10 protein-coding genes and 3 pseudogenes are annotated in these 8,336 nt (G+C 54.5%); 6 read left to right on the top strand and 7 right to left on the bottom strand.

All coding sequences use genetic code 11. The annotated features are described in order from the left end of the window. The first annotated feature begins 460 nt into the window (after positions 1 to 460). The 6 genes from BZL43_RS17120 (at position 461) to BZL43_RS17095 (ending at position 4,653) form a co-directional block, all read left to right on the top strand. Positions 461 to 1,036 carry a TetR/AcrR family transcriptional regulator gene (locus BZL43_RS17120; protein WP_071550876.1) on the top strand — a complete coding sequence of 192 codons (576 nt, stop codon included), beginning with the start codon at positions 461 to 463 and terminating at the stop codon, positions 1,034 to 1,036. 397 nt (positions 1,037 to 1,433) lie between these two features. Then, positions 1,434 to 1,988, top strand: coding sequence for an OsmC family protein (locus BZL43_RS17115; RefSeq protein ID WP_095633398.1), 555 nt, complete (start codon positions 1,434 to 1,436; stop codon positions 1,986 to 1,988). A gap of 98 nt (positions 1,989 to 2,086) precedes the next feature. Beyond that, positions 2,087 to 2,860 carry an SDR family NAD(P)-dependent oxidoreductase gene (locus BZL43_RS17110; protein WP_071550874.1) on the top strand — a complete coding sequence of 258 codons (774 nt, stop codon included), beginning with the start codon at positions 2,087 to 2,089 and terminating at the stop codon, positions 2,858 to 2,860. Between the two features lie 90 nt (positions 2,861 to 2,950). Beyond that, on the top strand, positions 2,951 to 3,538 hold the full coding sequence (locus BZL43_RS17105; protein ID WP_256582867.1) for a TetR/AcrR family transcriptional regulator: 588 nt from the start codon (positions 2,951 to 2,953) through the stop codon (positions 3,536 to 3,538). A gap of 23 nt (positions 3,539 to 3,561) precedes the next feature. Beyond that, positions 3,562 to 4,260 carry a DsbA family oxidoreductase gene (locus tag BZL43_RS17100; RefSeq protein WP_095633396.1) on the top strand — a complete coding sequence of 233 codons (699 nt, stop codon included), beginning with the start codon at positions 3,562 to 3,564 and terminating at the stop codon, positions 4,258 to 4,260. 63 nt (positions 4,261 to 4,323) lie between these two features. Then, entirely contained in the window at positions 4,324 to 4,653 is a 330-nt protein-coding gene (locus BZL43_RS17095) for a co-chaperone YbbN (RefSeq protein ID WP_095633395.1), read from the top strand. Between the two features lie 14 nt (positions 4,654 to 4,667). Here the strand turns inward: BZL43_RS17095 and BZL43_RS17090 are convergent. The 7 genes and pseudogenes from BZL43_RS17090 to BZL43_RS17060 all read right to left on the bottom strand — a co-directional run. Then, a pseudogene (locus BZL43_RS17090) lies at positions 4,668 to 4,931 on the bottom strand (glutathione-regulated potassium-efflux system protein KefC); the annotation flags it as partial. Positions 4,932 to 4,944: 13 nt separating this feature from the next. Next, positions 4,945 to 5,347: pseudogene (gene kefF / locus BZL43_RS17085) on the bottom strand (glutathione-regulated potassium-efflux system oxidoreductase KefF); the annotation flags it as partial. A 166-nt stretch (positions 5,348 to 5,513) separates the two neighbouring features. Further along, on the bottom strand, positions 5,514 to 5,732 hold the full coding sequence (locus BZL43_RS17080) for a 4-oxalocrotonate tautomerase family protein (RefSeq protein ID WP_095633394.1): 219 nt from the start codon (positions 5,730 to 5,732) through the stop codon (positions 5,514 to 5,516). Between the two features lie 48 nt (positions 5,733 to 5,780). Further along, on the bottom strand, positions 5,781 to 6,887 hold the full coding sequence (locus BZL43_RS17075) for an alkene reductase (protein WP_095633393.1): 1,107 nt from the start codon (positions 6,885 to 6,887) through the stop codon (positions 5,781 to 5,783). 44 nt (positions 6,888 to 6,931) lie between these two features. Next, the gene (locus BZL43_RS17070) at positions 6,932 to 7,264 is read right to left on the bottom strand and encodes a carboxymuconolactone decarboxylase family protein (RefSeq protein ID WP_014860758.1); all 333 of its coding nucleotides are present in this window, start codon (positions 7,262 to 7,264) and stop codon (positions 6,932 to 6,934) included. Between the two features lie 243 nt (positions 7,265 to 7,507). Further along, positions 7,508 to 7,642: pseudogene (locus tag BZL43_RS17065) on the bottom strand (integrase); the annotation flags it as partial. Between the two features lie 289 nt (positions 7,643 to 7,931). Then, complete coding sequence (locus BZL43_RS17060; RefSeq protein WP_256582865.1) at positions 7,932 to 8,201, bottom strand: hypothetical protein; 270 nt, start codon at positions 8,199 to 8,201, stop codon at positions 7,932 to 7,934. Positions 8,202 to 8,336: the final 135 nt, after the last annotated feature.

Genomic DNA, 8,336 nt, shown 5'->3' with positions numbered 1-8,336 from the left:
TGACCTTTATCCCAAACTCTTAAAATGGCTGGTACCCACCGGAATCCGACAGAACGCCAAAACGAAAAAACCCGCCATAAGGCGGGTTTTTCGGGGGGGCAGAGATTTTGGAAGCCTTCTCTGGAACCTTGTCTGGCTCCACGACCTGGACTCGAATGCAAAATTAAGTACCTGTTTTACAATAAATTAATGCGGATTTCTGAAGTCTCTATCCCTACGATTATCCTAATCAAGACAGTATTTTATGCGAGTTCTTTCAGTACCTCATGAGCACGGCAACGGCAACAGTAGAAAGTTAGCAGCCTAACGTTAGGCTTAATTCACTGAGGAGAATGCAGAGCTGAGAAACGGCTGACTGCTTGTGGCCGATTCCAGAGGGTGGTTCATGCGCAACCTGAGCGCTGTCTTATGAAGAAGTACTAATTTATGATGCCGCATTGATAAATTTGGAAACGGCATCATGAGTACACGTTCCGACCTCCTGACCAGCGCTGAGATTCTGTTGCGTACCAAGGGCTACGCAGCCTTCAGCTATGCCGATCTGGCGGAAGACATCGGTATCAAGAAGGCGAGTATTCACCACCACTTTCCCACCAAAGAAAGTCTGGCGATTGCCATCGTTGAGAGTTATCTGTTCCGGTTCAAGAATCAGCTGGAATGCATCAATGATGAAAATACCGGCATTATCGATCGGCTCAATGCCTTCGCCTTGATGTTCGCACAAAGCAGTAAAAACGCGATGCTTCCGCTCTGCGGCGCTCTGGCGGCGGAATTGCTGGCTTTGCCTGAAAGCCTAAAGGAATTGACGCGGGATTTTTTCGAAATCCATCTCAATTGGCTTCAGGCCAATATCGCACTGGGCCAAGCGGCAGGGGAACTCAAAGCTGAGCTGGACGGCGTGAAGGTTGCCAGGTTCATCTTGAATACGTTGGAAGGTGGCAGCTTTGTATCTTGGGCGTTGAGCGACAATTACGAACAGTCTTCTGGATTTGATTTCATTTTAGATGGACTTCGGGTTACCGAAACACATCACTGAGGTTCGATCAGCTTTATTCTGCGTCATAAATCGACCGATTCTGCCCCCGCTGGCTCGGTCCGTTTTCCCGCCTCGTAAGTGGTTTCAGCCGCTTAGCTCACACTCTCTGAATTCTTTTTGCGCGCACTCAATCTGACGAGCGTACGTCTAGTCTCGCATTTGGGTTGCGGATATCTACCCATGTCTACACTTTCGGTGTGTGATCAGAAGTACAAGATTAAGTAGAAATTACTGCATTGTTATCGGAGTTATCCCTATTCAGGAAAACTCTGTCGAAGCTGGTTTTTTTTGGCGATTGGTTATAAGAAGAATAATCTATTGATCGACAACCTACTAGTTGGTAGGCTTGTTTCTCTTCCGGGCCAAACGCCCGGTCCATCCGAAGAGGAACGAACACATGAGCAACAACCTGAATGGTATCGATGTCGCCGCACTCCAGCAGTTTGCCCAAGGCGTTGCTGAGGATGCGACCAAGCGCCACGCGAGCTTCAACGTCAAGACTCAGTGGAAAGGCCAGACTCGCTCTGTGGCCAAAGTCAATCGGTACAGTCTGGCCGGTGAAACCTATTCGCGGGATTTCGAAATCGTCGCCGATGAGCCTAATGAATTGCTGGGCCAAAACACTGCGCCTAACCCTCAAGAGCTGCTGATGGCCGCTCTCAACGCCTGCATGTCGGTAGGTTATGCCGCCAACGCCGCGATGATGGGTATCAAGATTCACAGCCTGGAAATCGAAACGGACGGCACCCTCGACCTGCAAGGCTTCCTGGGCCTCGACGAGAACGTCAACCCAGGTTACGACGAAGTGAGTGTGATGATTCGACTGCACACCGACGCCTCCCGTGAGCGCGTTGAAGAACTGCACAAAGTGGTGCTCAAAACCTCGGTCAACTACGCCAACTTCTCGAAAGCCATCCGCATGGTGCCAACCCTCGAAGTGCGTGAGGGCTGATTCGCTCGTTTCAAAGACATTCAAACCTTGCGTGCACCAGCAGGCAGCCAGCCGCCTTGGTGCCGACCCTAATTAGTTCTGAATAACCGGAGTCTGCAATGAACGATTTTTTCAAAGGTAAAAAACTGCTAGTTGTCGGTGGCACCAGTGGCATGGGCTTGGAAACGGCCCGCATGGTGCTCAAGGCAGGCGGCAGCGTGGTGCTCACCGGCAGCAAGCAAGACAAGGCCGATGCGGTGCGTAACGAGCTGAGCCCGCTGGGCCCTGTGTCGGTGATCGTCGCCAACCTGATGACTGAAGAAGGCATGAATTTTGTTCGCAAAGAAATCAATGCCAACCATAGCGATATCAGCCTGATGGTGAACTCCGCTGGGATCTTTATTCCCAAGCCGTTCACCGAGCACGATGAGGCCGAGTACGACATGTACCTGTCTCTGAACCGTGCGACTTTCTTCATCACCCAGGCAGTGGTCAAGAACATGCTGGCTGCCAAGCGCGAAGGGGCAATTGTCAATGTTGGCTCCATCGGTGCGCAGGCCGCATTGGCAGGTTCACCGGCCTCTGCCTACTCCATGGCAAAGGCAGGTCTGCATGCGCTGACACGCAACCTGGCAATCGAATTGGCTCACTCGGGTATCCGGGTCAACGCCGTCTCACCAGGGATCGTTCACACCTCGATCTATGAAGGGTTCATGGACAAAGAGGCGATCCCGGAAGCGATGAAGTCGCTGAACGATTTCCACCCCCTGGGACGAGTCGGCGTTCCCGAAGACGTCGCGAACACCATCCTGTTCCTGCTGTCGGACAAGACGTCCTGGGTGACCGGCGCAATCTGGGACGTGGATGCTGGAATTATGGCTGTTAGGGCCTGACCACGGTGGCGAGCGCGGCCTGATGAAAGCTCCCATCGCGGGAGCTTTCACGCCTTCACTCAGTACAAGTGAAAGTAGGCTGAATGCTGGCTGCAGGAGTCTTCAACGTCGATCACGACAAAAGCAGCGCTGTTGAGAGCCGCGGAAACCCAAATGCGCTCCAAGGGCTATTCCGCGTTCAGTTATGCCGATCTTGCGGCGCAGATCGGCATTAGAAAAGCCAGTATTCACCATCACTTCCCGACCAAGGAAAGCCTGGGCGCGGAGTTGATCAAGGACTACATCAAACGCTTCGATGCGACCCTCAGTTCGATCGAAGAAACGCATGTCGATCCGCTGCTGCGGCTTCGTGGTTTTGCCCGGCTTTTCATCATTAGCGCCAACGAGGGGCTGCTGCCCTTGTGTGGTGCCCTGGCGGCAGAAATGGCGGCACTGCCGCTGTCGCTGCAAGGGCTCACTCGGGCGTTCTTTGAAACCCAGCTCGATTGGCTTCAGGCCACTCTCAATGCAGGGGGCCGGCAGCGCAACTGGTCGCTGGACAAACCCGTTGAGACCTACGCGTTCATGCTGCTGAGCAGCCTGGAGGGCGCGAGCCTTATCGATTGGACATTGGGCCGATCAACCGACCCGTTGGCAGGCTTCGATCATTTGCTTGAAACGCTGGTAACGCGGTCTTGATTTCTTTGAGTACAGGACGAGTCATGCAAACTTCTTCGAAAAAATATGCAGTGGATATCTGGTCTGATTTTGTTTGCCCTTGGTGCTGGGTAGCCAAGCGTCGATTCGAGCAGGCGCTCGATAAATTTGCTGAAAAAGACAATGTACAAGTCAACGTCAGGGCCTATCGTCTGGCGGCGAATCAAGCGCCAGAGCCTATGATCGCTGCCCTTAAACGCAAGCTCGGCAATCCGGATTCCGCTGTCGCGATGATGAACACCGTCAGTAAATATGGTCGGGCCGATGGGCTTGATTACCGCTTTGACAGCATGCTGTTTGGCGATACCGCAGATGCCCATGTACTGGTCAAGGCGGTTGCGGACGAAGTCGTTAAAAAACGCTTGGTCGAGGCGCTGTATGAGCAAAGCACCTCCCATGGTCAGTCGCTGTTTGGTCGCGGCAGCCTGGAGGCCATAGCCAAGACCGTAGGTGTTTCGGACGCGTTAATCCAATGGGCGTGGTCATCCGTTGAATTGCGCGAAGAGATGGAGGAAGACGAACATATCGCCGCGCAACTAGGTTCGGGCGTGCCTTTGTTTGTATTCGATAATGCCTTCTCATTGTCCGGTGCTCAGCCTGAGGCTGCTTTTCTTGAAGCGCTGAACAAGATGCAGGAGAAGTCGAAAGTCGAAGATGACGCATTCAGCAGTCAAGTCTGCGGCATAGATGGCTGCAAAATTTGATCAGCAGAAGCGGTGCGGCACTGGGTTGTGCCGCCCTTCATCCATATTGAGAGCGAGATCCAAATGAGCCGTATCGTTGAGTTGAGTGCTCAGCAGTTCGCCCGCTTTGTGGCCAAAGGCAGCAGCGTCGTGCTGTTTTCAGCGTCCTGGTGCAAGCCTTGTCAGGAGATGAAGCCGGTCTTTCATGCTTTGGAAGAAAAGCTTCACTCCCTGGCGGCTTTTGCAAAGATTGATGTGGCGGTGTCTCCGACGATCGCGCAAATGTACGGTATCCGGGCGGTGCCATCCTTGGCGGTGTTCCATGAGGGGCGGCTGCTGCGGGTCATGCCCGGATCCCGTTCAGTTGGAACAATGAAAAAAGCCATTCTTGCGGAGTTGGAAGAGGCGATTTAACCGAACCTCCTCCATCAGCGGTCAGGCTGATCAGCCTGGCGTTCTTTTTCATCCCTCGGGTGTCCGATGGGATGAGCGCGGTCTTCGTTGAAGATTTCCGTTAACAGCGCGTTGGCCCGTTTGTAGGCGTCATACTGGAACTCGGTATCATCCACAGGCTGCGCGGCCATTTCTTCCAGCATCTCCAGGTTCAGGCGACGGAATCGATCCGCTCGTTCGCGGGCTTTGTAGCGACCAATGCCCAGTTGCTCCAATGCCCTGCGGCCCAAGGACAATGCGAAAGCAGGGTCGAGGGGCAGCGTTGAAAGCACCGTGGACAGCCACAGGCGTCAGCCTGCGCATCTGGCAGTAGGTCGCGGTCGCATGCAGGGGTTGGGTAAGCACCGAAAACCCGGGGGTGGTCACCCATGTCGAACTGGTCGTGCTCGACGCCGGTGGTCACGGCCCACAACAAGTTCTTACCTTTGAGTGCGGTGGCGCCTTTGCCATAGGCCCACCCTTGGGTGAAGACTTTATCGATCCACAATTTCAGCCGCGGCGGGCAGCTGTACCAGTACAGCTGATGTTGCAGGATCAGAAGCTCTGCCTGTTCTAGGGATTGCTGTTCGGCTTGGACCTCGATGTTGAAGTCCGGGTACAGGTCATAAAGGGAGCGTATGAGCACATCCGGGTTATTGGAGGCTTGCCTGAGCATCACCTCGTTAACCTTGGATTTGTCGGGGTAAGGGTGAGCGTAATGATCAGAATCATTGTGAGCATTCCACGACAAATCGCGAGTTCATTCAGAACGAAAAAACTCTCTGGTCGTTGGGCATAAAGATGCCCACCGACCAGAGAGTCGCTTCTTGGGGATGGAACCCTTATTTACCTACTTGCAGTTTCAATATGTCCTGCGCAGTCACGGGTTTGCCAGCGATTCCCCAATCTCCGCTTTTGACCTCTTCGAAGATGACCCAGGTGAGGGCGCGCATGTTTTCACCTTCCACAGACACCATGGCGTCCGTCACTTTCTGGATGACTTCGGCTTTCTGCTTGTCGGTAAAAACGCCTTCAATGCCTTTGATGGTAACGAGAGGCATGGTGTGCTCCTTAACGTCTGAAGTGGACAGTGATGAAACAGCGAATAATCAGGCTTTGGCTGCAACGTATTCCGGGTAGTCGGTGTAACCCTTGGCAATGCGATCGCTGACACCGTAGTAAGTCGCGCGATCACCCTCTGCCAGTGGCCAGCCGTTTTGCATGCGCTCCACCAAGTCGGGGTTGGCGATGTAGGCCGTACCGAAGGCGATCAAGTCGAGTTCACCTTTAACCAGTTCCGACTCAGCGAGGGCTTTGTTAAACCCACCGGCGGCCATCAAGGTACCCTTGTAGACTTCACGGAACGCGGCGCCGAACCCCGGCGGCGTTTCAGCGGCGACGATGGTCGGTTGGTAGTTCAGGTGGACGTAGGCCAGTTCGCGTTCATTAAGCGCTGCCGCCATGCTCATCCAGGTTTCTGCTTCACCTTCGTACACACCAAAGTCATACAGGCGGCCAAACGGCGAGAACCGTACGCCAATCTTCGAGCCGCCGATTTCGGCAGAAATCGCGTCAATGGTTTCCAGCAGAAAGCGCTGGCGATTGGCGATCGAGCCACCGTACTGGTCGGTACGGGTGTTCAAGGCGCTGCTGAGGAACTGATCGAACAGGAACCCGTTGGCAGCCATGATTTCGATACCGTCAAAACCGGCCTCCATCGCCATACGCGCAGACTTCACAAAGTCAGCGATGACACGTTTCACTTCTTCCGTTTCCAGCGAACGGGGCACGCTGGGTTGCACAGCGCCGGATTCGCCAGGCTCGATCCAGGCATACACCGTGGTATCGACCGCCGGCTGAGTACCCGAAGAAACCGGAACCATGCCATGCACCGAAATATGGGACATACGGCCAACGTGCCATAACTGCGCGAAGATCTTCCCGCCCTTGGCATGCACCGCGTCGGTGACCTGACGCCAGCCTGGCAAGTGTTCGTCGGCATAAATACCTGGGGTGTACAGGTAGCCACGGGCTTCGTCGGAAATCGGCAGGCCTTCGGTGATCAGCAGACCAGCAGAAGCACGCTGTGCGTAATACAGCGCGGTGAACTCGTTAGGGATGTTGTCTAGTGTCCGGGTGCGGGTCATGGGGGCCATAACGACCCGGTTTTTTAGCGCAGTACCGGACAGATCGTAAGGGGTGAACAGCTTATTCATGATTAGTCTCGAAGTCGTTAACAGGTTGAAAGTTAGCGTTTGATTTACGACTTATCGAATGCGTCCAGCACATGTGTGCTGTACACCAACGCGGCACCGGCGTTCATGTTGATTGCCACGCCCAGTGCTTCGGCGACTTCTTCACTGGTGACGCCAAGTTTCTTGGCTTCGGCGGCGTGGAAGGCGATGCAACCGTCGCAGCGGGTGGTCACGGCCACGGCGAGGGAAATCAGTTCGCGGGTCTTCGCGTCCAGGTGATTGGTCTTGCCGCCGGCAGCGCCGAGCGCCGCCATGCCTTTCATTGTTTCCGGAGACAGGCCGTTTAGTTCTACCAAGCGAGTATTGATGTCTTTGCGGGTTTGCTTCCAATCTTGCATGGGATTCTCACAGGGGTGGTGTTAATTACAGTTATATAAAAACTTGTTAATAAGCTACCATCCAGTTGGTAGGCGTACAATGTGTTCGTGCTGATTTTCACTATCAACGCAATCGAAGGTATTGATAATTTGGTCCCGAACAATAGAAAATCGCTTCATGGGGATGACGATTACTGGACTGTTGATTGTCAGCACCGCTTGCTGTCAGGCATCGTCGAGACGCTCACACCGAACAAACGCCTACCAGCGATCACTGTGCGCCTGCACCGTGCCGTAATGCCCGCCGCCAAATAGATCGCGCAATGCCTGCGGCCCGGCATAACTCAGTTGCCGGCCATAGCCAAAATTGCGTCTATCTCGCCTGCCCACTGGTGCCATGATCGAACTCCTCTCGAAGCCAAACCTTTGAAACTTTCCCCACGTCATCCCGCCAAGGATGTTGAGTGTTATCAGGGATCAAGGCCCCTGCGACCTGTGAGGGGTGTCCACTAACGCGGGACTGGCGGCTCTTTACGACCGGGAGCTTGGGCATCTCATGATCTGGCCTCCTGAACATTTCCGAAGAAGTGGGCGGGTGGAGGCTGCGCTGGCTGACGAGACCAATGCCGTGAGATCCTGAGTCGGGTGAAGGCAGCGAGGCAATGACCGGGGCATGCCTGACTGTCAGTCAGGTGCAGTCCATTCCTTGGGCTGCGGCACCATCATCTGCATCGCTGTCGCTGGTGACTTCGGTGTTTGTCACGCCGATTGTCACGAGGGGAAATGCCGCAATGCCTTGTACGAGGTGGGCTGCAGCAGTGGTAGGAGCGCCCGTCTCTTTCCGGGAGAAAGAGACGGGCGCAGGTTGGCGCAATAAAATGGCCAAGCGGATAGGTTGCTGCAGGGCAGTTGGGTAGGGGATGTATTTGCCGCAATGGCAATGATCTGAAGTGGGCATCCATCACTCGGTGAGTGACCGTGCGAGCCGCCGGATGCTAATCGCACTTTGGGAGAACCAGCGTGGCGTAGCCTTGAAGGTTCTGGCTACCTGGGTTGCTGTCAACGACAGCACTTTGCCCGACCTTTTCTACGC

The organism is Pseudomonas sp. PICF141, from assembly GCF_002286815.1.
In the GTDB taxonomy this organism is placed as follows: domain Bacteria; phylum Pseudomonadota; class Gammaproteobacteria; order Pseudomonadales; family Pseudomonadaceae; genus Aquipseudomonas.
Note: the sequence above shows the minus strand (reverse complement) of the source record. Positions and strands in the feature narration are given on the sequence as shown.

Bases quoted from the DNA above. Each gene is read 5' to 3' on its own strand.
- BZL43_RS17110 (WP_071550874.1), top strand. From the start codon at position 2,087: ATGAACGATTTTTTCAAAGGTAAAAAACTGCTAGTTGTCGGTGGCACC.
- BZL43_RS17060 (WP_256582865.1), bottom strand. From the start codon at position 8,201: ATGCCCACTTCAGATCATTGCCATTGCGGCAAATACATCCCCTACCCA.
- BZL43_RS17070 (WP_014860758.1), bottom strand. From the start codon at position 7,264: ATGCAAGATTGGAAGCAAACCCGCAAAGACATCAATACTCGCTTGGTA.
- BZL43_RS17095 (WP_095633395.1), top strand. From the start codon at position 4,324: ATGAGCCGTATCGTTGAGTTGAGTGCTCAGCAGTTCGCCCGCTTTGTG.
- BZL43_RS17080 (WP_095633394.1), bottom strand. From the start codon at position 5,732: ATGCCTCTCGTTACCATCAAAGGCATTGAAGGCGTTTTTACCGACAAG.
- BZL43_RS17100 (WP_095633396.1), top strand. From the start codon at position 3,562: ATGCAAACTTCTTCGAAAAAATATGCAGTGGATATCTGGTCTGATTTT.
- BZL43_RS17075 (WP_095633393.1), bottom strand. From the start codon at position 6,887: ATGAATAAGCTGTTCACCCCTTACGATCTGTCCGGTACTGCGCTAAAA.
- BZL43_RS17115 (WP_095633398.1), top strand. From the start codon at position 1,434: ATGAGCAACAACCTGAATGGTATCGATGTCGCCGCACTCCAGCAGTTT.
- BZL43_RS17120 (WP_071550876.1), top strand. From the start codon at position 461: ATGAGTACACGTTCCGACCTCCTGACCAGCGCTGAGATTCTGTTGCGT.